Origin of the sequence: Pseudomonas urethralis (assembly GCF_021602465.1) — a bacterium.
Taxonomy (GTDB): Bacteria; Pseudomonadota; Gammaproteobacteria; order Pseudomonadales; family Pseudomonadaceae; genus Aquipseudomonas; species Aquipseudomonas vlassakiae.
Genome location: NZ_BQIJ01000013.1, coordinates 77,941 through 99,008, shown reverse-complemented (window position 1 = coordinate 99,008; position 21,068 = coordinate 77,941). Strand labels below are relative to the sequence as shown.

Sequence of the window (21,068 nt, the reverse complement as noted above, 5' to 3'; positions counted from 1 at the left end):
CGAAGCAGCGAGGCCGCTTCTGAAGGATTGGTGCAGCTGACGATGTCAGCTCTCCAGCCATACATCCCGTGCCCAGTGCCACACCGATTCCCAGCTCTCCTCGGCAACGGCTTCTTCGTCGCCATCCCACAGCACCACGGTGCCATCTTCCTCGACGCAGTAGTAATTTTCGCCATCCTGGCACAGCGGGATCAGGTCGCGCGGCACACCGGCATCCCAGGCGTTGGCAGCGACATCAGGCAGGTAGGTGTGCGAATGCGGGTCGGTGCAGGTCACCGGCTCCAGCGAGCCGTACACGACATCGCTGACCGTCAGCAAAAACTCCTTGAATACGAACGGAATGTTGATGAACAGCTGCTCCTCGATCTCGACCAGTTGGTCTTCATCGGGAAGCTCCAGCGGCACCGGCACCGGTTCATTGGCTTCACGGAGTTGTTCGATCACTTCTTCCACGGTTTACATCCTCTGACCTTGATGACAACGCTGCGCGTTATACCCTAGTAGTCTGCTCTGGCAAAAGCAAAAACCCCGAGGCAGGCCCGGGGTTTTTTGTGCAACGTGCGGCGGTTAACCGTTTTGACGGATACCGGCGACCAGCCAAGGCTGGTTCTCGCCATGGGCGCGAACCATGTGCCAGCTTTCGTTGAAGGCTTCGCCCTGGTCGAAGCGCGAGGTCTTCGACACGCCACGGAAGGTCAGTGTGGCGTCGGTGCGGTCGGCGCGATCATCGACACCGTCCAGCTGCACATCGAGGTCATCGATGTAGGTGGACTGGAAGCCATCGCCCAGGTCGGCGCGCTCGCGCTTGAGGAATTCAAGCATCTGCGGGGTGACGAACTCGGCGATCTTGTCCATCTCGTTGGCATCCCAGTGCTGCTGCAGCGACTGGAAGTGGCTGCGGGCTGCGGCCAGGAAGCTCTGCTCGTTGAACCAGGCCGGTGCGTTGATCACCGGAGCGGCTGCGGCGGCAGGGGCGGCCGACCCACCGAAGATCGACGGTTGGGCTGGCTGCTGACCATGGGCTTCACGCTGGAACGGCGCATGGCCCGGAGCGGCCATGTGTGGCTGCTGCTGGCGACGGCGCGCGGCAATGAAGCGGAACACCAGGAAGGCGATCAGACCCATGATCAGGAAGTCCATGATCTGCAGGCCCTGGAAGCCGTCACCCATGAACATGGAGGCCAACAGGCCACCAGCGGCGAGGCCGGCCAATGGGCCCAGCCAGCGCGAAGCACCGCTGGCGGCGGCCGGGGCGCGGCCTGGAGCGGTCGGCGCGGCGGCAGGCGTGGTTGGCGTAGCCTGGCGGGTCTGGTGGATAGGTGCGGCGCCCGAGCTCTTGCCGCCGCCAAAACGCTTGGCGTTGGCGTCCAGGCTCAGCGTCAGGCCGACGCAAAGCGCCAGTACGATGCTAAGAAAACGTTGCATAAATGGGATTTCCCCTGTTGTGGATTGCACGCGCGTCATGGTGCACAGGTTCCTGTGCACATGACCAGCGACAAGATGTTTCCAGCTTTTGCCTGAATGTTACAGGCCGCTCAGGTCGTGGTTGGGCGACTCGGTCTTTGTGGGAGCGGCCTTGTGTCGCGAAAGGGCTGCGAAGCAGCCCCAGGATTTCAGCGCAGATGCATAATTTGTTGGGGCTGCTTTGCAGCCCTTTCGCGACGCAAGGCCGCTCCCACAGGTTTCAGATGGCCTCGAGCTTGGCGTACCCCAGCATGAGCCATTTGCTGCCTTCGGCAAAGTTTACCTGCACGCGCGCCTGGGCACCGGACCCCTCGAAATTGAGGATCACCCCTTCGCCAAACACCGCGTGCTGCACTCGCTGGCCCAGGCTGAAGGCGGTCTGTGGAATGGCCGCATTGGCAAACAGGTTGCTGCTGGTGCTCGTCGAGCCGCCGAACGGCCTGCTGACGCTGTTGGACAAGCGTACTTCCTGAACAAGGCCGCTCGGAATCTCGCGTACGAAACGAGACACCTTGTTGTAGGTCTCGCTGCCATAAAGACGGCGAGTCTCGGCATAGGTCATGATCAGCTGGCGCATGGCGCGGGTGATGCCCACGTAGGCCAGGCGGCGCTCCTCTTCCAGGCGGCCGGGTTCTTCCAGGCTCATCTTGTGAGGGAACAGGCCTTCTTCCATGCCCACCAGGAATACGTAGGGGAACTCCAGGCCCTTGGCGCTATGCAGCGTCATCAACTGGATACTGTCTTCGTGCTCGTCCGCCTGGGCATCGCCAGCCTCCAGTGAGGCATGCCCAAGGAAGGCCGACAGCGGCGACAGGCCGGCGTCGTCTTCGCTGGTTTCGAAGTTGCGCGCGGCGCTGACCAGTTCTTCAAGGTTTTCTACCCGTGCCTGGCCCTTTTCACCCTTTTCTTCCTGGTGATAGATGATCAGGCCAGACTGCTCGATGGCCGTCTGGGTCATGGTGTGCAGCGGCATGTCCGCTACCTTGCTGGCCAGGCCTTCGATCAACTCGATAAAGGCTCCCAGGGCAGAGGCGGCGCGGCCTTTCAGCGCCTTGGCGGCCAACAGCTGGCACATGGCTTCCCACATGGACAGCTGGCTGTGGCGGGCATGTTCGCGAATGGCTTCGACGGTTTTCTCGCCAATGCCACGGGGCGGCACGTTGATCACCCGCTCCAGTGCCGCATCGTTGCCGCGGCCTTCGATCAGGCGCAGGTAGGCCATCGCATTCTTGATTTCGGCACGTTCGAAGAAGCGCTGGCCACCGTAGATGCGGTAGGGGATGCGTTCGCGCAGCAGGGCTTCTTCCAGCACCCGCGACTGGGCGTTGGAGCGATACAGGATGGCGATATCGCTGCGCGCGCTGCCTTGCTTGATCAGGCTCTCGATGGTCTCGACCACATAGCGCGCTTCATCGTGTTCGTTATAGGCGGCGTACAGCGTCAGCGGCTCGCCTTCGCCCATGTCGGTCCACAGCTCCTTGCCCAGGCGCCCGCTGTTGTTGGCGATCAGCGCGTTGGCAGCCTTGAGGATGCCGCCGGTGGAGCGGTAGTTCTGCTCCAGACGAATCATCTCGGCGTCAGGGAAGTCGGCCGTGTACTGGTGAATGTTCTCGATCTTGGCGCCGCGCCAGCCATAGATCGACTGGTCGTCGTCGCCCACCGCCATCAGGCTGCCACCGTTCTTGCCCGCCAGCAGGCGCAGCCAGGCGTACTGCACGGCGTTGGTGTCCTGGAATTCGTCCACCAGCAGGTGGCGGAAGCGCCGCTGGTAGTGTTCCAGCAGGCCTGGGTGGTCGCGCCACAGGTCGAGGGCGCGCAGCAGCAATTCGGAGAAGTCGATGACCCCGGCGCGCTCACAGGCCTGTTCGTAGGCGCTGTATACATCCCGCATGGTCTGCAGGAACAGGTCACCGCTGGCCTGGATGTGGTGTGGGCGCAGGCCCTCGTCCTTCTGCCCATTGATGAACCACTGGGCTTGGCGCGCCGGCCATTTTTGCTCGTCCAGGCCGAGTTCACGCATGACGCGCTTGATCAGCCGCTGCTGATCATCGCTGTCGAGGATCTGGAAGTTCTGCACCAGGCGTGCTTCCTGCCAGTGCGCCCGCAGCAAGCGGTGCGCCAGGCCGTGGAAGGTACCCACCCACATGCCGGCCGGGTTGATACCCAGCAACTGTTCGATCCGCTGGCGCATTTCGGCGGCAGCCTTGTTGGTGAAGGTCACCGACAGGATCGAATGCGGCGAGGCCTGCTCGACCTGGATCAGCCAGGCGATGCGGTGCACCAGCACGCGGGTTTTACCGGAACCGGCGCCAGCAAGCACCAGCTGACGCCCAAGCGTGGCGGCGACGGCCTGGCGCTGGGCATCGTTGAGGGAATTGAGCAGGAGGGAGAGGTCATCTGTGTGCATCCGGCCATTCTAGGGGCAGGCCGGTCAAGGGGCAAACGTCTACTGTATGAATATTCACCTCTCGCCCTGTCGCTCATCGGGTTCTGCATCCACTACAGTCAGCAGGCCAGTGCTTGCCCGGTACGACCTGGCGAAAGAAGCCACGGAGCAGTTTGGCCAAATCAGCGGTTTGTGTAAGATCGCAGCTCGTTCAACGCCAACCATAATAAGAACAGTACAAGAACCCGCGCTATGACTCAGGACTGCACGGCGATCGGAGTATCGCTGGAGATGACAAGGAACGTGCGCAGGCAGTTCGCCACTCAGCTGTCCGTTGAGCGAACCCGCCTGTTGTATCAAGGCTCACTGCTGCCCACAGTGTTCATGCTGCTTACCGGTTTGCTGTGCGCCTGGCTGGTGTGGAGCCCTGGACGTTATCTGCTGGTGGGCGTCTGGCTGGTATGGCTGGTGGCGCTGGTGGCCCTTCGAGTGATCCAGGTTGCGGCGTTCGATGCAGCCACGGTGCAGCGCCAGGCCAACCCCGGCTGGCGCCGTATGTTCTTGCTCGGTTCGGCGTTCAGTGGCTTGACCTTGGCCTGTGCCGCGATTGCGCTGGTGCCGGACGACAACTTCGTGCAGCAGGCCTGGGTGTTCGGGCTGCTGGGGATGGCCACCTTGAGTGCGAGCATTGCCTATGCAGTGAGCTTGCCGGCCTTTCTCAGCTTTGCCTTGCCCTGCCTGGTGCCGCCCATCCTGTTCCTGTTCTGTTTCGGCGCCGGACAGCAGCGTGGTTGGGGCTGGCTCGGGCTGATCCTGCTGGCGGCGCTGCTGGTGGTAGCCTGGCAGGTCAACCGCCTGCTTGACCGCAGCCTCCTGCGGCGGTTCCAGAATCAGGCGTTGAACCAGGACCTGCAACGGGTCTCGGCGCAGAAGGTGCTCGAAGAGCAGCAGCGTCTTGCTGCCACGGTGTTTGAAGCCTGCAACGAGGGCGTGGCGATTCTCAGTGCCGATTTCGTGGTGCTGGCAGTGAATCACGCTTACTGCCAGATGACCGGCTACAACCGCTCCGAGCTACTGGCGCGCGAGCTGTTCGACCTGCCATGCCACAGCGATGCGCGCCGGCACAGCCAGGCCATCGAGTCGGCGCTGGCGCAGCAAGGCGGCTGGGAGGGTGAACTGGTAGAGGCGCGCAAGCACGGCGAGCTGCACCCGCAACGCTTGCAGCTGACGGCTGTGCGCGACCCGCAGGGCCAATTGAGCCAGGTGGTCGGCTTCTTTACCGACCTGTCGGCGCGTCGGGCATCCGAGGAGCGCCTGCGCTATCTGGCGCACTACGATGAACTGAGCGGACTGGCCAACCGCTCATTGTTCCGGCTGCGCCTGCAAGAAGCCGCGCAACGGGTACGCAGCAACGGCCGCAGCCTTGCCCTGCTGCATGTCGATCTGGACCGTTTCAAGCTGCTCAACGAAAGCCTGGGCCATGAATTGGCCGATCAGCTGATTCGCAAGATTGCCCGGCGCATTGTCAGCACCGTTCCCGAGGCGGATACCGTGGCGCGGCTGTCTGGCGATGAGTTTGCCGTGCTGTTCGACGGGTACAGCAACCTGTCGAGCCTGGTGCGGGTAACCACCCGCTTGCTGAACAAGTTGCGCAAGCCGCAGCGGCTCGATGGGCATGAGGTGGTGGTCAGCGCTTCGGTGGGTATCAGTGTGCTGTCCGACGCCACGCTCGATGCCGATTCGCTGATCAGCCAGGCAGACATGGCCAAGCAGCATGCCAAGCATCTGGGCGGCGACAACTTCCAGTTCTATACCGAGAGCCTGCGTGCCAGTACCCTCGAGCGCCTGCAACTGGAGAACCAGTTGCGCAAGGCCATCGATGAAGAACAACTGAGGGTCTATTACCAGCCCAAACTGTGCCTGCGCAGTGGCCGCCTGCATGCCGCCGAGGCACTGGTGCGCTGGCCGCATCCGCAGTGGGGCATGGTACCGCCAGCTGAATTCATCGGTTTGGCCGAAGAAACCGGTCTGATTGCTCCGATCGGTGAACTGGTGCTTCGCCATGCCTGCAGGCAAGCGCGCGAGTGGCTCAAGCAAGGGCTGGAGGTGCGGGTTTCGGTCAACCTGTCGGTCTATCAGTTGCGTCAGGGCAAGCTGGTCAGCCTGGTGCGTCAGGTGCTTGAGGAAACCGGGTTGGCGCCGCATCAGCTGGAGCTGGAGCTTACCGAAAGCCAGCTGCTGGACAGCGTCGAACATATCATCTCGACCTTCGGGCAACTGCGTGCACTGGGCGTGAAGCTGGCCATCGACGATTTTGGCACCGGCTATTCGTCATTGAGTTACCTCAAGCGCCTGCCGGTGGACTACGTGAAGATCGACCAGGCATTCATCCGTGGCTTGTCCGAGGGTAGCCAGGATGCCGCCATAACCCGAGCGATCATCACCCTGTCCAGAAGCCTGGGCCTGAAGGTCGTGGCAGAAGGGGTGGAAACGGCGGAACAGTTGGCTTTCCTGCGTGAGCACGGCTGTGATGAGGCCCAGGGCTACCTGATCAGCAGGCCCATCCCGGAGCCTGAGTTCAGGGAGATGATTGCCCGTCCCTGGGGGCATTGAGCGCACCATCAGCCATGCCAGTGCCTGCCATGCCTGGCCAGCAGGCTGTTGGCCTGTTCCGGCCCATTGTTGCCGGCAGCATAATGGCGGGGCGCCTGGAAGTGCTCTTCCCAACCCTTGATGATCGGGTCGACCCAGGCCCAGGCGGCCTCCACTTCGTCGCGGCGCATGAACAAGGTCGAATCGCCTTCCAGGACGTCCAGCAACAACCGTTCGTAGGCGTCCCAACGGCGCGTCTGGCCAAATACCTGGGCAAGGTTCAGGTCCAGGTCGACCGGTTCCAGGCGCATGCCCTTGCCGGGGCTTTTGGTCATCATCCGCAGGCTGATGCGCTCCTCCGGCTGCAGCTGGATCAGCAGCTGATTGACCTGGCCGCCGATGAACAGCTCGTGGGGCACCGGTTTGAACTGAATGACGATCTGCGACGAACGCCGCGCCATGCGCTTGCCGGTCCGCAGGTAGAAAGGCACGCCAGCCCAGCGCCAGTTGTCGATGTGCGCGTGCACGGCGACGAAGGTTTCGGTGTCGGTGTCATTGTCGACGTCTTTCTCGAAATAGTAGGCCGGTACTTCCTGCCCGCCGATATGGCCGGCACCGTACTGGCCGCGCACGGTCTTGTCCTGCACGTCCTGGCCGGTGATCGGCTTGAGTGCGCGCAGGATCTTCACTTTCTCGTCGCGGACGGCTTCGGCCTCGAACTGCGCCGGTGGCTCCATGGCCACCAGGCACAGCAGCTGCAGCAGGTGATTCTGCAGCATGTCGCGGGTCGCCCCGGCGCGGTCGTAGTAACCGCCGCGGTTTTCCACACCGAGGGTTTCGCAGACACTGATCTGCACATGGTCGACCTGGCCGTTGCGCCATACCGGCTCCAGCAAGGCGTTGGCGAAGCGCAGGGCCATCAGGTTCTGCACGGTTTCCTTGCCCAGGTAGTGGTCGATGCGAAACACCTGCGATTCGTCGAACACCGCGCCGATCGCTTCGTTGATGGCGGTGGCCGAGGCCAGTGAATGGCCGATCGGTTTCTCCAGCACGATGCGCGCTTCGCTGTCGGCCAGCCCGGCAATCCGCAGGTGGTTGGCGATGGGTACGAACAGGTTGGGTGCAGTGGCCAGGTAGTAGATGCGGGTCAGCCCTCCAGGCTCACCGAGGTAGCGGGCCAGGCGGCCGAAATCAGCGCTTTGCGCCGCATCCATGGGGAAGTAGTCGAGGCGGGCGGAGAAGCGTTGCCACACATCCTCGTCGAAATCGTGGCGGGCGATCTGCGCCCGGCAATGGCGTTCGGCGAGCTTGAGGTACTCATTACGGGTTATGTGGCGGCGGGCGAGGGCGATGATGCGCACCGCGTTGTTCAGGCGTGCCTCGCGATACAGGTGATACAGCGCCGGCAGCAGTTTGTGCAGGGCCAGGTCACCGGTGCCACCGAACACCAGAATGTCGCAAGGAATAGTCAAACCACCACTCTCCACGTTCGTTTAACTGGGCGGGTTGGCCTCCATGTAGTATAACTACAAGAAAGCTACATCCCGGCCAGCCGATCATAACCGAGTCCAGCCCGTGAATCTGTTGCAACATATCGCCCAATCGCGCCACTTGCTGCGCAAATCGGAACTCAAAGTGGCCGACCACGTGCTGCTCGACCCGGCTGCCGTGATGCACAGTTCCATGGCCGACCTGGCGCACAGCGTGGGTATCAGTGAGCCGACCATTGTGCGCTTCTGCCGGGCGATCGGTTGTTCGGGCTTCCAGGATCTCAAGCTCAAGCTGGCCCAGAGTCTGGCGGCGGGCGCCAGTTTCGGCCAGTTCGCGATTCATGAAGACGACTCGGTTGCCGATTACAGCCTGAAGATCTTCGACACCACCCTGCACACGCTGATGGAAGTCCGAGAGCACCTGGACCCGCAGGCCTTGCAGCAGGCCGTGAGTGCCATGGCTCAGGCACAACGCGTGGAGTTCTATGGCTTTGGTGCGTCCGGCGCAGTAGCCGCCGACGCCCAGCACAAGTTCTTCCGCCTGCTGCTCAGCGCCGCAGCCTACTCCGACCCGCACATGCAGGCCATGTCGGCGGTGACGTTGAAACCGGGTGACGTGGCGGTGTGCATCTCCCAGTCGGGGCGTTCCAAGGACCTGCTGATCACCGCCAATCTGGTGCGTGAAAGTGGTGCCAACCTGATCACGTTGTGCCCAAGCGCGACGCCCCTGGCGGAGCTGTCGACGGTCAACCTGGCGATCGATGTCCATGAAGATACCGAAATCTACACCCCGCTGACCTCGCGTATCGCTCACCTGGTGGTGATCGACGTGCTGGCCATGGGCGTGGCGATGGCCCGTGGGCCAAGCCTGGTCAATCACCTCAAGAGCGTGAAACGCAGCTTGCGCAGCCTGCGTTTGTCGCCCAAGTCGATCAAGGCTACCGACGACTGATAGCGGCCTGTACGGGCAAAGCAGATTTCACTGTTTTGTCACCGATCCACAGCCAAACCGTAAACCTTCAGGGCCAGTCTGAAACTCCCGCATCCTATCTGGGAGACAGGCAATGGCTCGTGACTTCGACGGTACGTATCAACCCAGCGCCAAGGCTCGCAAGCAGCAGGAAAAAGATCAGCGCCGCATGGAATACCGCCGCGCAATCGAGAGCTATTGCGACCAACGTCAACTGCTACGCGATCTCGCCGACTACCCCGAGCTGCAAGCGCTCACGGTGTGGCAGGCATCGGCGGCAACTTTCCCGAAAAGCGCTCAACCAGTGCGCTGATCAGTGCACGTTCGCTACGGATGAACGCCAGAAACGCCAAGGCCACTGGCGACTGTCGCTTGGCCTTGGCCTGCACCACACACCAGCTGCGGTACAGCGGCAACTCCTCAACCGGCAGCTCCCTGAGTACCCCCGTGGCCAGCTCCAGGTTTACGGCATGGCGGGTCAACAGGGCAATGCCCAGGCCGGCGATCACGCATTCGCGCTGGGCATCGGCTGACGCGACTTCCAGGGTCTGGGTGAAGTGCACGCGCTTGTCCTTGAAGTACTCTTCGCAAGCCTTGCGGGTCCCCGAACCCTGTTCGCGGACCAGCAGAGTATGAGGCTCCAGGTCTTGCAAGCGCAGGTGCTCGAGCTTGCACAGCGGGTGTTCCGGCGGGGCCACGGCAATGATCGGGTTATTCAGAAACGGCAGAAACTCCAACCCCATGTCCTGCGGCACCATCGACATGATGATCAGGTCGTCGCGGTTGTCGGAAAGGCGTCGGATCGCCTGGGCACGGTTGACCACCGTGAGGGTGAGGTTGACCTCCGGGTGACGCTGCTTGAAGGCGGCGAACAGGTGTGGCACGAAGTACTTGGCACTGGACTCGATCGCCAGTTTCAGCTGCCCCTGCAGTGAGCCCTGCATGTCCGACAGCTGCATGTCGAGGCTTTCCAGCCGCCCGAAAATGTCGCGGCTGGCCCGTTGCAGGGCCTCGGCGGCTTCGGTCAGGTAAAGCTTCTTGCCGACGTACTCGAACAGCGGTTGGCCGATCAGCTCTTCGAGCTGGCGGATCTGTAGACTAACGGCGGGTTGCGTCAGAGCCATCTCTTCCGCCGCGCGGCTGTAGGAGCGCAAATCGCATACCTCGTTGAAGATCTGCAATTGGCGCAATGTCATACGCATCAAGGACTTACGCATTTTTATTAGCTCTTCGGCAATACCTTGTTACCTAACTATAAGCTTTTGCTAATACAGCCCCTAACAAATATTGATTTTTGTTTATCGACCTTCGGCGCTAGGGTGAATGTGCGACTGGCCAGCAACCTCTGGTCACGCGCCGACCGGTACAACCGGATCGTCTGTTCCTACGGCTTTGGGAAGACTCCAGTGATAAAAAAAATCCTGATCGCCAACCGGGGTGAAATCGCAGTTCGGATCGTGCGTGCCTGCGCCGAGATGGGCATTCGCTCTGTCGCGATCTATTCCGACGCCGACCGCCACGCCTTGCATGTCAAGCGCGCCGACGAGGCCTACAGCATTGGCGCCGAGCCACTGGCCGGTTACCTGAACCCGCGCAAGCTGGTCAACCTGGCTGTGGAAACCGGCTGTGATGCCCTGCACCCGGGTTACGGTTTCCTCTCGGAAAACGCCGAACTGGCAGAGATCTGCGCCGAGCGCGGGATCAAGTTCATCGGCCCGGCCGCCGACGTCATCCGCCGCATGGGCGACAAGACCGAAGCGCGTCGCACCATGATCCAGGCCGGTGTGCCGGTAACCCCCGGCACCGAAGGCAACGTCGCCGATATTCATGAAGCCCTGAGCGAAGGAGACCGTATCGGTTACCCGGTGATGCTCAAGGCCACTTCCGGCGGTGGCGGCCGTGGTATCCGCCGCTGCAACAGCCGTGAAGAGCTGGAACAGAACTTCCCACGGGTGATTTCCGAAGCCACCAAGGCCTTCGGTTCAGCCGAAGTGTTTCTGGAAAAATGCATCGTCAACCCCAAGCACATCGAGGCGCAGATCCTCGGCGACAGCTTCGGCAACGTCGTGCACCTGTTCGAGCGTGACTGCTCGATCCAGCGCCGCAACCAGAAGCTGATCGAAATCGCCCCGAGCCCACAGCTCACCCCTGAGCAGCGCGCCTACATCGGCGACCTGGCGGTGCGTGCGGCCAAAGCAGTGAACTATGAGAACGCCGGTACCGTAGAGTTCCTGCTCGCCGATGGCGAGGTGTACTTCATGGAGATGAACACCCGGGTGCAGGTGGAGCACACCATCACCGAGGAAATCACCGGTATCGACATTGTCCGCGAGCAGATCCGCATCGCTTCGGGCCTGCCGCTGTCGGTGAAACAGGAAGACATCCAGCACCGTGGCTACGCGTTGCAATTCCGCATCAACGCCGAAGACCCGAAGAACAACTTCCTGCCCAGCTTCGGCAAGATCACCCGCTACTACGCCCCGGGTGGCCCGGGCGTGCGCACCGACACGGCGATCTACACCGGCTATACCATTCCGCCGTTCTACGACTCCATGTGCCTGAAGCTGGTGGTCTGGGCGTTGACCTGGGAAGAAGCCATGGACCGCGGCCTGCGGGCCCTGGATGACATGCGCGTGCAAGGGGTGAAGACCACCGCCGCGTACTACCAGGAAATCCTGCGCAATCCGGAGTTCCGTAGCGGCCAGTTCAATACCAGCTTCGTCGAAAGCCACCCGGAACTGACCAACTACTCGATCAAGCGCAAACCCGAAGAGCTGGCCCTGGCCATCGCCGCCGCCATCGCCGCCCACGCAGGCCTGTGAGGAATCCCCATAATGTCCAAGAAAATTCACGTAACCGACACGATCCTGCGCGACGCCCACCAGTCTCTGCTGGCTACCCGTATGCGTACCGAAGACATGCTGCCGATCTGTGACAAGCTCGACAAGGTCGGCTACTGGTCGCTGGAAGTCTGGGGTGGCGCCACCTTCGACGCCTGCGTGCGCTTCCTCAAGGAAGACCCGTGGGAGCGCCTGCGCAAACTGCGTGCGGCCCTGCCCAACACTCGCCTGCAAATGCTCCTGCGCGGCCAGAACCTGCTGGGCTACCGTCACTACAGCGACGATGTGGTCAAGGCCTTCGTCGCCAAGGCTGCGGTCAACGGCATCGATGTTTTCCGCATCTTCGACGCCATGAACGACGTGCGTAACCTGCGCGTGGCCATCGAAGCGGTGAAGGCTGCCGGCAAGCACGCGCAGGGCACCATCGCCTACACCGTCAGCCCTGTGCACACCATCGACGCCTTCGTCGCCCAGGCCAAGCAGATGGAAGCCATGGGTTGCGACTCGGTTGCGATCAAGGACATGGCCGGCCTGCTGACACCGTTCGCCACCGGTGAGCTGGTCAGGGCGCTGAAGGCCGAGCAGTCGCTGCCGGTGTTCATCCATTCCCACGACACCGCCGGCCTGGCCGCCATGTGCCAGCTCAAGGCCGTGGAAAACGGTGCCGATCACATCGATACCGCGATCTCCAGCTTTGCCTGGGGCACCAGCCATCCAGGCACCGAGTCGATGGTCGCCGCGCTCAAAGGCAGCGAGTTCGACACCGGCCTTGACCTGGAGCTGCTGCAGGAAATCGGCCTGTACTTCTACGCGGTGCGCAAGAAATACCATCAGTTCGAGAGCGAGTTCACCGCCGTGGACACCCGCGTGCAGGTCAACCAGGTGCCGGGCGGGATGATTTCCAACCTGGCCAACCAGCTCAAGGAGCAGGGCGCGCTCAGCCGCATGAACGAAGTGCTGGCAGAGATCCCGCGGGTGCGTGAAGACCTCGGCTTCCCACCGCTGGTGACGCCGACCTCGCAGATCGTCGGTACCCAGGCATTCTTCAACGTGCTGGCCGGTGAGCGCTACAAGACCATCACCAACGAGGTGAAGTTGTACCTGCAAGGCGGTTACGGCAAGGCGCCGGGCGTGATCAACGAGCAACTGCGCCGTCAGGCCATCGGTAACGAAGAAATCATCGACGTGCGCCCGGCCGACCTGCTCAAGCCAGAGATGGCCAAGCTGCGCAGCGATATCGGTGCCTTGGCCCGTTGCGAAGAAGACGTGCTGACCTACGCCATGTTCCCGGACATTGGCCGCAAGTTCCTCGAGGAACGTGAAGCCGGCACCCTGACCCCCGAAGCCCTGCTGCCGATTCCTGAGGCCGGTGCCGTGGCGTCCCATGGCGGTGAAGGGGTGCCGACCGAGTTCGTCATCGACGTCCACGGGGAGACCTACCGCGTCGACATCACCGGCGTGGGCGTCAAGGCCGAAGGCAAGCGTCACTTCTACCTGTCGATCGACGGCATGCCGGAAGAAGTGGTGTTCGAGCCGCTCAACGAGTTTGTCGGCGGTGGCAGCAGCAAGCGCAAGCAGGCCAGTGCGCCGGGCCACGTCAGCACCACCATGCCGGGCAACATCGTCGATGTGCTGGTCAAGGAAGGCGACGTGGTCAAGGCCGGCCAGGCCGTGCTGATCACCGAAGCGATGAAGATGGAGACCGAAGTGCAGGCGGCCATCGCCGGCAAGGTCGTGGCCATCCACGTGGCCAAGGGTGATCGCGTGACGCCGGGCGAGATCCTGATCGAGATCGAAGGCTGAGATAAGCCTTCATCTACAAGCGGTTTACCTCTGGGGAGCGGGTGCTCCCCTTTTTTATGGTTAAGAGTGCATTTTAATGCAGACCTTGTTGGGTTGATTGGACTGTATCTGCATTAAAGCGCATATTCAGTATGGAGCTTGATGTAAATCTGCACTATGCTGCAGATTAACCGCCTGAAGCGATCGACAGCATGCAGTAAATTGCAGGTGACCTGTGTACAGACTCACGCTCCAACTCCATGATCAGGGGCAGTGGCATGATGCTGTTGCCATCGCTTTTGCCGAGCCTGAAAAGAGCCTCTCCAGTCCCTGCGAGTTCGGGTACACGTCCGAGTACGTCAAAACCAATCTGGATGCCTACGACAGCCTGTTCTGCCAGGCCGCAAGCGCCAGGCTGCCGGTGGACATCGGTTCCCATCGTCTGCAGCACGCTCCCGCATTCCTTTACGACATCGCGCCTGCAGGCGCTGCGAAGCGCTTCCTGCTCAGGCATATCGGCCGTGAGAAACCGGAGGGTATGGGCGAGGACCTGTTTCTGCTGGGGCGCTCGACCCCGGCTCCGATCGGTAATCTGCGCATCAAGGAATCGGTCGAGCTACTGGATCTTGCCGACCCAATCGGCTTCACCCGCCAGGACGTCATCACCCGTGATCAACGTTTTCTTGAATACGCCTATGAGCAAGGCGCGGCCATTGGTGGCGCGACAGGCGCTGGTGGTGAAGCGCCAAAGCTGTTGATGACCGAAGGCGAGGGCGGCCAGTTGTATCCGGACGCGGTGCTTGCGGATGAACGTGCCCGACGGCACTGGTTCATCAAGTTCGCCCGGAACCAGGCCCTGGCCGATGATCAGGACATCCTGCGGGCCGAGTACCTCTACTACAAGGCGTTGCAGCAGCTTGGCATCGAGACGGTGGCCAGTGAGCACATGGCGCTTGAAGAGGGTAGAAAGCCCAGCCTGTGGATGGAACGCTTCGATCGTCAGGTTTGCGCTCAGGGTGTACGGCGCTTTGCCGTGGAGTCGGTGTATTCCCTGTGTGGAGTTACCGAGCCCGGTAGCCGGATGGGGCACCTTGAGGTGATCGAGGCGCTCGCCGGAGTATGGAACATGGCTGGCCAAAGCAAAGAGGTGCCTGACCTGATTGCGGATTATCTGCGGCGCGACCTGATCAACAAGATCCTGGGCAATGCCGATAACCACGGACGCAACACGGCGATCATTCGTACCCGCGACGCGGTGCGTCTCGCACCCATCTACGACCTTGCGCCGATGGTGATGGATCAGGAAGGGATAACCCGAACCACCAAATGGCCTGCTTCGATCGAAAGAGCCGGCGAAATCGACTGGCAGGCGGCCTGTATTGCACTGGCTCGCTTCGTCGATCCGGGCGAGGCTTACCAGCGTCTACGCCAGGATGCCCGGCATCTGTTGGCATTGCCGGATATCTTGTCCGGTCTTGGGCTCCCGGATGCAGTGATGAATCACCCGGCGATTGCGCTGGGCAAGCTTGAGCGCCGAATGGCGGAGTGGGGGTTGGCATGACGGTCTCCATCGATGCCCGCGGGCTGATGATCGATGGCGTGCGCGAAGGCATTGCCGACGGCAGCCTTGAACTGGGGGCTGCCGTGCGACGGCTGCGCGTGGAGGTGGCGAAGATGCAGCAGACTCAGTTTGCGCGGATGTGCAAGATTTCCGTGCGTACGTTGATTCAGATCGAGCAGGGGGATGGCAATCCCACGCTCAAGTCGTTGAACGCTGTGTTCAAACCATTTGGTTTGCAGATGGGTGTTGTCAGGCGCGCGAGTCAGATCAGGTAAACCCCTTGGATCGATCACAGGCCCGCCGGCCCGTGATCGGTCATTGACGATTCAGTTCTTGCGGCAGTCCTCAAGTGTTCGAGCCTGGCCCTCTGGCCTCTGATTCTCTGCGCTCAACCACCGCTCGAACCCTGCCGCCACCTGCGGCCACTCATCATCGGTGATCGAATACCACGCGGTATCGCGGTTGTGGTCTTTCACCACCAGGTGCTTGCGGAACACCCCTTCGAAGACAAAACCGAACCGCTCCGCTGCACGCTTGGAGCGGGCGTTGGCGTTGTTGCACTTCCACTCCAGCCTCCGGTTGCCCAGCTCGAAGCTCAATTTGCCCAGCAGGTAGACGGCCTCGGTGCTCTTGGGCGTGCGCTGCATGGGGGCGCCGAAGGCGATGTGGCCAATCTCGATTCGGCCGTGGTCGGGCACGATCGACATCAGGGTCAGGACGCCTTGGGCCTGGCCGCTGGCGCGGTCGATCACGCTGTAATACAGCGGGTCGTGGCCGGCGGCGTTGCCTTGCAGCCAGCGGTCGAAGGCCGCACGCTCGGTGAACGGGCCGTAGGGCAGGTAGTCCCAAAGTACCGGGTCGGAACCCGGGCCTTGCAGGGCGGCCCAGAGGTCGTCGCCGTGACGCGCCGGGTCGAGTTTCTCCAGGCGGATGAAGCGGCCATCGATGGGCTCGGCCTTGGGCGCTGCAGCGGGTTTCCAGTTCAGTGCGTCAGTCATGTGGCCTACAACCCTTTGCGGAATTGGATGAAGCCCGGGCGCTCGGCAACCTGTTGGTACAGGCTGATGGCGGTGGCGTTGGTTTCGTGGGTCAGCCAGTGCACCTTGATGCAGCCGGCGGCCTTGGCCGTGGCGTAGACGTGCTCGATCAGCTGGCGGCCGATACCGAGGCCGCGCTGGCCGCTGTCGACGTAGAGGTCCTGCAGGTAGCAGGCGTTCTCGATGCTCCAGTTGGAACGATGGTAGATGAAGTTGACCATGCCCACGGCCTTGCCATCGACCCAGGCCAGGGTCGAATGGGTTGGCTCGTTAGGGTCGAGCAGGCGTTGCCAGGTGCTGAGGCTTACTTCTTCTGCCAGTTCGGTCTGGTAGAAGCGCAGGTAGGCTTGCCACAGTTCGAGCCAGGCGGCGTGGTCTTGTGCGCTGACGGGGCGCAGGGTAACGCTGGGCATTGGGCTTTTCCTTCAGAGTTGGCGCATGTGCGCCGCAAGTTGGTTGTCCAGGTAATCCGGGCTCGCACCCAGGCCTTCGCGCACGCCGGCGATATCCTCGGCCGAGCGGTTCTGGCTGAGCTTGCGCGCGCCTTGCAGGCGGGCAATGGGCAGGCGAATGCCGACAATGGCGCGGAGCATGCCCTCCAGATAGTCGGTGGGGGCGTCGGCGACTTTCCAGGGTGTGCTGCGGCCTTGTTCGTGAAGATCGGTCAGGCGGCTGACGATCTGCAGCAACGGTGCGGCTTCGTGGATCACGTGCGCAGTGCCGTAAGCATGCACGGCAAGGTAGTTCCAGGTCGGCACCACCTTGGGGTTTTCGGCCTTGCTCGGGTAATAGCTGGGGCTTACGTAGGCGTCGGCACCTGGGAACACCAGGAGTGCTTCGGCACCTTGCGCCAGGTCCTGCCATTGGCGGTTAGCCCGCGCCAGGTGGGCATAAACGCAGCCGAACTCGCCCTCGTCGGTGTCGAGCAAAACTGGCAGGTGTGTGGCCAGCAGGCCCTGTTCACCGTGGCTGACCAGCACGGCCAGGCGGGTGTTGCGCATGTGCTGGTGCAAGCGCTCAAGGTCATGTTCCTGATGGGGTTTGCTGTTGTACATGCGCAGGGTCCTTGTTGAATGGCTCCATCCTAGGCAGGCTATTGGCTCTGGGTAAGAGCCATTAATGACTGTTTTGGTAGGTCCAATGCCATGAGCGAGCGTCCCTTCCTATTGCCTTTCGATCCTGCCGGTATCGTGCTCGATCGCCGACGCGGGCTCAGTCAGCAGCTCTACGAGGCCTTGCGGGCACGGGTACTGGATGGTCGCCTGAGCAGCGGTACCCGGTTACCGGCTACGCGTGAGCTGGCGAGCGTGCTGGCGCTGTCGCGCAACAGCGTGGTGCGTGCCTATGACCAGTTGTATGCCGAGGGCTACATTGAAAGCCGGATAGGGGATGGCACGTACGTGAGCCGCCTGCCAAAACTATCCACACAACTGTCCACAGGCTTATCCCAAGGCTTATCAACAGACTTATCCACATTTTGCCTGAATGATACTGAGGATTTATCCAGCAGCCAGCGTTCCAGCGAGCCGTTGGGACGGCTGAAAAATAACCATCTACCGCCGCCCAAGAGCGGCGCGCCCAGGGCATTTCGCGTCGGCATTCCGGCATTCGATTTGTTCCCGTTTGACGTGTGGGCCAAGCTGCAGGCGGGTTTCTGGCGTAATCCGTCGCATGCGAAGCTGGGTTATGGTGACCCCGCAGGTGAACCGGTACTTCGCGAGCTGATAGCCGCCTATCTGCGCCGTTCGCGCGGTCTCTCCTGCTCGGCTGAACAAATTGTGATCACCAGTGGTGCGCAACAGGCCATCAGCCTTTGTGCACAGTTGTTGTTGCAGTCGGGCGACCGCGTGGCTGTGGAAAACCCGGGATATCGAGCCGCCGGGCATGCTTTTGCCGTGGCCGGCGCCAAGGTGGCCGGGGTGCCGGTGGACGAGGATGGCCTGGACTGCCAGCGCCTGGAGCAATTGGAGGATTGTCGACTGGCCTATGTCACCCCGGCGCACCAGTACCCGACCGGCGTGACCATGAGCCTGCCCCGGCGCCTGGCCTTGTTGGCCTGGGCCGAGCGCAACGATGGCTGGATCATCGAGGATGACTACGACGGCGAGTACCGCTACAGCGGCGCGCCGTTGACCCCGCTGGCAGCGCTCGACCGCCAGGGGCGGGTGCTGTACGTCGGTACCTTCGGCAAGATCGCCTTCCCGGCTTTGCGCCTGGGGTATCTGGTACTACCGCCACCGCTGGTGCAGGCGTTCAGCCAGGGCCGGGCGCTGGCGGTGCGGCATTCCGAGGTGGGCACCCAGTGCGTGATGGCCGAATTCATGGCTCAAGGGCACTTCCAGCGCCATATCCGGCGCATGCGCAAGGCGGCGCTGAGCCGACGCAATGTGCTCAAGGCCGGATGGCCATTGGATGTACCCGGGCTTGGTGCGATGCCCGAGGTGGCGGCGGGGCTGCATGTGAAGGTGGATGTGGATGACGTTGCGTGGGAGCAGGCGTTGGTGGCCAGGGCTGAAGCGGTGGGGGTAGAGGTGAATCCACTGAGCAGTTACTGGCTTGAGGACAGCGAGGTGCCTGTGGATAAGCGGGCAGGGCTGGTGTTGGGGTTTGCGGCGGTACCTGAAGGGCAGATTGCCGAGGCTTTATTGAAATTGCGTAAGGCCTGGAAAAGGTGAATGGGGCTGCAAAGCAGCCCCCCCGGCTCTACATCAGGTGCCGGATTTGATCCGGGTCCAGGCGCGTGTCCGCGCCCGTTCAGCCTCACGCGTCAACGGTTTGAGGGTATACAGCTTGGCCATCGCCTCTGCCGTCGGATACAGGTTCGGGTTGTTGCGGATCGTCGGGCTGACCTTGTCGGTGGCATCCTTGTTCGGGTTCGGATAGCCGACAAAATCGCTGATCGGCGCAATCACCTCAGGCCGCAGCAGGTAGTTGATGAACGCGTGGGCGTCCTCCGGATTCGCTGCATTCTTGGGGATTGCCAGCATGTCGAACCAGATAGGTGCACCTTCCTTGGGCAGGCGCATGTCCACCACCACACCATTCTTCGCATCCTTCGCGCGGTTGGCAGCCTGCGAGAAGCTGCCGCTGTAGCCTACCGCCACGCAGATATCGCCATTGGCGATGTCGGCCATGTACTTCGAAGAATGGAAGTAGGTGATGTAAGGGCGGATCTTCAGCAGCAAGGCTTCGGCCTTCTTGTAGTCGTCCGGCTTGTCGCTATTGGGTGGCAGACCCAGGTGCTGCAAGGCCAGCGGCAGGATCTCCGACGGCGAGTCGAGTAGTGCGACGCCGCACTGTTTCAGCTTGGCGATGTTCTCTTCCTTGAAGATCAGGTCCCAGCTGTCGACCGGGGCCTGGTCACCGAGCGCGGCCTTGACCTTGTCCGGGTTGAAACCGATCAGGATGGTGCCGTACATGTACGGCACGGCGAACTTGTTGCCCGGGTCGTTGGCTTCGATCAGCTTCATCAGCGCCGGGTCCAGGTGTTGCCAGTTCGGCAGCTTGCTGCGGTCCAGCGGCTGGAACACCCCGGCCTCGATCTGCTTGGCGAGGAACACGTTGGACGGCACGACCACGTCATAGCCGGAGTTGCCGGTGAGCAGCTTGGCCTCGAGCGCTTCGTTGGTGTCGAAGATGTCGTAGACCAGCTTGACGCCACTGTCCTTCTGGAAGTCGCTCAAGGTCTGCGGGGTGATGTAATCGAACCAGTTAAACACACGCAGGGTGCGCTGCTCGGCTTGAGCGTGCAGGGCACCGGTGAACAGGGTGGCAGCGATGAACGGGGCGAGCAGACGCTTGAGTCGAACCATGTCAGGCTCCTGGCTGGGCGCGCTGGAAGCCTTCCAGCACATTGACTGCGTTGATACCGATTTCTTCCACAGCGTAGCCACCTTCCATCACGAACAGGGTCGGTTTGCCGAGCTGGGCGATGCGCTTGCCCATCTCCAGATAATCCGGGCTGTCCAGCTTGAACTGGGAGATCGGGTCGTCTTTGAAGGTGTCTACGCCCAGGGAGACCACCAGCACGTCGGCGTCATAGGCGGCGATGCGTTGGCAGGCGTCTTCCAGTGCGGCGCTCCAGGCTGCCCAGTCACTGCCGGCGGGCAGCGGGTAATTGAGATTGCAGCCTTCGCCTGCGCCTTCACCGGTTTCGTCGGCATAGCCGAGGAAGAACGGGAATTCATCCTGGGGGTCGCCGTGTATCGAGGCGAAGAATACGTCGTTGCGCTGATAGAAGATGTCCTGGGTGCCGTTGCCGTGGTGGTAGTCGACGTCGAGGATGGCCACCTTGGCGCGGCCCTGGTCAAGGAAGGCCTGGGCGGCAATCGCGGCATTGTTCAGGTAGCAGTAGCCGCCCATGACTTCAGCAGCGGCGTGGTGCCCTGGTGGGCGGCACAAGGCGAAGGCCGAGTGAGCACCTTGCTCGATGGCAGCCTGGGCGGTCAGGGCGACCTGCGCGGCACTGTAGGCGGCTTGCCACGTACCCGCGGTGATCGGCGCGCCGGCGTCGAAGCTGTAGTAGCCCAGTTCGCCATGCAGGCCGGTTGGCTTGACCTGGCGCAGGGTGCGTGCCGGCCAGGTGAAGGGCAGCAGGTCACCGTCGTGACCGAGCGCGGCCCAGCGCGCCCAGGCGCCCTGGAAGAAGTCGAGATAGTCGGCGCTGTGAATGCGCTGCAACGGCGCACGGCCGAAATCAGTTGGCCCCTGGACATCGCCGAGGTTGCGCTTTTTCACTTGTTCGAGGACATGATCGGCGCGCGAGGGCATTTCGAAGCAAGGCATCAGCTTGCCGTCGATCAGCTCGCAGCGGCCGTGGTGCAGGCGGTGATCATCGGAATAGATCGTCAGCATTTGTTGTTCTCCGGGTACTGGCGTGGGCCTATTTTCACGGGCGTCCCGCTGGCGGAAAACGACGCAAACGGCCAAAAGGGGATCGATGTGGC

The 21,068-nt window shown here is 62.0% G+C and carries 18 protein-coding genes; 8 read left to right on the top strand and 10 right to left on the bottom strand.

What is annotated here, in order from left to right:
- Nucleotides 1-45: 45 nt before the first annotated feature.
- The 3 genes from L6D64_RS19940 to uvrD form a co-directional block, all read right to left on the bottom strand.
- The gene (locus L6D64_RS19940; protein ID WP_176508535.1) at nt 46-453 is read right to left on the bottom strand and encodes an SMI1/KNR4 family protein; all 408 of its coding nucleotides are present in this window, start codon (nt 451-453) and stop codon (nt 46-48) included.
- A gap of 114 nt (nt 454-567) precedes the next feature.
- Nucleotides 568-1,425, bottom strand: a complete 858-nt coding sequence (locus L6D64_RS19935) for a Tim44 domain-containing protein (RefSeq protein ID WP_099814988.1) — start codon at nt 1,423-1,425, stop codon at nt 568-570.
- A gap of 259 nt (nt 1,426-1,684) precedes the next feature.
- The gene (gene uvrD / locus L6D64_RS19930; protein WP_176508534.1) at nt 1,685-3,871 is read right to left on the bottom strand and encodes a DNA helicase II; all 2,187 of its coding nucleotides are present in this window, start codon (nt 3,869-3,871) and stop codon (nt 1,685-1,687) included.
- 231 nt (nt 3,872-4,102) lie between these two features.
- Here uvrD and L6D64_RS19925 point away from each other — a divergent pair, with 231 nt between their 5' ends.
- Nucleotides 4,103-6,463 carry a putative bifunctional diguanylate cyclase/phosphodiesterase gene (locus L6D64_RS19925; protein WP_176508533.1) on the top strand — a complete coding sequence of 787 codons (2,361 nt, stop codon included), beginning with the start codon at nt 4,103-4,105 and terminating at the stop codon, nt 6,461-6,463.
- Nucleotides 6,464-6,471: 8 nt separating this feature from the next.
- Here L6D64_RS19925 and zwf read toward each other — a convergent pair whose 3' ends face one another.
- Nucleotides 6,472-7,914, bottom strand: a complete 1,443-nt coding sequence (gene zwf, locus L6D64_RS19920; protein ID WP_176508532.1) for a glucose-6-phosphate dehydrogenase — start codon at nt 7,912-7,914, stop codon at nt 6,472-6,474.
- 103 nt (nt 7,915-8,017) lie between these two features.
- Between zwf and hexR the strand changes: the two genes are divergently transcribed.
- Nucleotides 8,018-8,884 (top strand): transcriptional regulator HexR, encoded by an 867-nt coding sequence (gene hexR / locus L6D64_RS19915; protein WP_027917078.1) that lies wholly within the window; start codon nt 8,018-8,020, stop codon nt 8,882-8,884.
- A gap of 112 nt (nt 8,885-8,996) precedes the next feature.
- Nucleotides 8,997-9,215 carry a PA3496 family putative envelope integrity protein gene (locus L6D64_RS19910; RefSeq protein WP_099814992.1) on the top strand — a complete coding sequence of 73 codons (219 nt, stop codon included), beginning with the start codon at nt 8,997-8,999 and terminating at the stop codon, nt 9,213-9,215.
- Here the strand turns inward: L6D64_RS19910 and L6D64_RS19905 are convergent.
- The gene (locus L6D64_RS19905; protein ID WP_176508572.1) at nt 9,157-10,104 is read right to left on the bottom strand and encodes a LysR family transcriptional regulator; all 948 of its coding nucleotides are present in this window, start codon (nt 10,102-10,104) and stop codon (nt 9,157-9,159) included. The two genes, L6D64_RS19910 and L6D64_RS19905, sit on opposite strands and share 59 nt — an antisense overlap.
- A gap of 204 nt (nt 10,105-10,308) precedes the next feature.
- On the opposite strand from L6D64_RS19905, the gene L6D64_RS19900 reads away from it, so the two are divergent.
- The 4 genes from L6D64_RS19900 to L6D64_RS19885 all read left to right on the top strand — a co-directional run bounded on the left by L6D64_RS19900 (nt 10,309) and on the right by L6D64_RS19885 (nt 15,360).
- Entirely contained in the window at nt 10,309-11,724 is a 1,416-nt protein-coding gene (locus L6D64_RS19900) for an acetyl-CoA carboxylase biotin carboxylase subunit (protein WP_054884776.1), read from the top strand.
- 12 nt (nt 11,725-11,736) lie between these two features.
- Nucleotides 11,737-13,545 (top strand): sodium-extruding oxaloacetate decarboxylase subunit alpha, encoded by a 1,809-nt coding sequence (gene oadA, locus L6D64_RS19895; RefSeq protein ID WP_054884775.1) that lies wholly within the window; start codon nt 11,737-11,739, stop codon nt 13,543-13,545.
- 214 nt (nt 13,546-13,759) lie between these two features.
- Nucleotides 13,760-15,085 (top strand): type II toxin-antitoxin system HipA family toxin, encoded by a 1,326-nt coding sequence (locus L6D64_RS19890; RefSeq protein ID WP_176508531.1) that lies wholly within the window; start codon nt 13,760-13,762, stop codon nt 15,083-15,085.
- On the top strand, nt 15,082-15,360 hold the full coding sequence (locus L6D64_RS19885; protein ID WP_176508530.1) for a helix-turn-helix domain-containing protein: 279 nt from the start codon (nt 15,082-15,084) through the stop codon (nt 15,358-15,360). Before L6D64_RS19890 ends, L6D64_RS19885 begins: the two co-directional genes overlap by 4 nt.
- Before the next feature lie 51 nt (nt 15,361-15,411).
- On the opposite strand, the gene L6D64_RS19880 is transcribed toward L6D64_RS19885, so the two are convergent.
- The 3 genes from L6D64_RS19880 to L6D64_RS19870 are packed head-to-tail and all read right to left on the bottom strand — an operon-like array spanning nt 15,412 to nt 17,177.
- Nucleotides 15,412-16,083, bottom strand: coding sequence for a GNAT family N-acetyltransferase (locus L6D64_RS19880; RefSeq protein WP_176508529.1), 672 nt, complete (start codon nt 16,081-16,083; stop codon nt 15,412-15,414).
- Between the two features lie 5 nt (nt 16,084-16,088).
- Complete coding sequence (locus L6D64_RS19875; RefSeq protein ID WP_176508528.1) at nt 16,089-16,535, bottom strand: GNAT family N-acetyltransferase; 447 nt, start codon at nt 16,533-16,535, stop codon at nt 16,089-16,091.
- A gap of 12 nt (nt 16,536-16,547) precedes the next feature.
- Nucleotides 16,548-17,177, bottom strand: coding sequence for an FMN-binding negative transcriptional regulator (locus tag L6D64_RS19870; RefSeq protein ID WP_176508527.1), 630 nt, complete (start codon nt 17,175-17,177; stop codon nt 16,548-16,550).
- Nucleotides 17,178-17,267: 90 nt separating this feature from the next.
- Here L6D64_RS19870 and pdxR point away from each other — a divergent pair, with 90 nt between their 5' ends.
- Nucleotides 17,268-18,797 carry a MocR-like pyridoxine biosynthesis transcription factor PdxR gene (pdxR, locus tag L6D64_RS19865; RefSeq protein WP_176508526.1) on the top strand — a complete coding sequence of 510 codons (1,530 nt, stop codon included), beginning with the start codon at nt 17,268-17,270 and terminating at the stop codon, nt 18,795-18,797.
- 33 nt (nt 18,798-18,830) lie between these two features.
- Here pdxR and L6D64_RS19860 read toward each other — a convergent pair whose 3' ends face one another.
- Both L6D64_RS19860 and L6D64_RS19855 read right to left on the bottom strand, forming a co-directional pair.
- Entirely contained in the window at nt 18,831-19,934 is a 1,104-nt protein-coding gene (locus tag L6D64_RS19860; RefSeq protein WP_176508525.1) for a polyamine ABC transporter substrate-binding protein, read from the bottom strand.
- A gap of 1 nt (nt 19,935) precedes the next feature.
- Nucleotides 19,936-20,976 (bottom strand): histone deacetylase family protein, encoded by a 1,041-nt coding sequence (locus tag L6D64_RS19855; RefSeq protein ID WP_176508524.1) that lies wholly within the window; start codon nt 20,974-20,976, stop codon nt 19,936-19,938.
- Between the last annotated feature and the right edge of the window lie 92 nt (nt 20,977-21,068).